The organism is Bradyrhizobium sp. NBAIM01, assembly GCF_020194115.1.
Classification (GTDB): Bacteria; Pseudomonadota; Alphaproteobacteria; order Rhizobiales; family Xanthobacteraceae; genus Bradyrhizobium; species Bradyrhizobium yuanmingense.
In genome coordinates, this window is record NZ_JADYVU010000038.1 from 1 (window position 1) to 406 (window position 406).

Genomic DNA, 406 nt, shown 5'->3' on the forward strand with positions numbered 1-406 from the left:
GCGCTGTCGTTCTCTTCGCGCGGGCGGAACTGGCCATAGCCGACCATCGCCAGCCGCGACGGCTGCACACCCTGGTCGGCGAACAGATGCACCACGCTGGCGGCGCGTCCGGCCGACAGCTCCCAGTTCGACGGGAAGGTGGCGGTGGCGATCGGCACGTTGTCGGTGTGGCCTTCCACGCGCACGCTGTTGGGCACGTCGCGCAGCACCTCGGCCAGGCTGGCCAGGGTCTGCCGCGCATGTACGTCCAGTGCGGCCGAGCCGGTGGGGAACAGGATGTCGCTGTTGATCTCGACCTCGATCCACAGTTCCGTGCGGCGCACGCTGATCATGCCGCGGTCGATCAGCGGCGCCAGTGCGGCGGTGAGGCGGTCGGCAATCGTGTTGAGCTGGCGCTCGGCACGGG

At 69.7% G+C, this 406-nt stretch carries 1 protein-coding gene; it reads right to left on the reverse strand.

Annotated features, from left to right (window positions below; all coding sequences use genetic code 11):
* On the reverse strand, positions 1–406 hold a 406-nt coding region (locus tag I6F31_RS36250; protein WP_225187063.1), incomplete at both ends, for an OmpA family protein.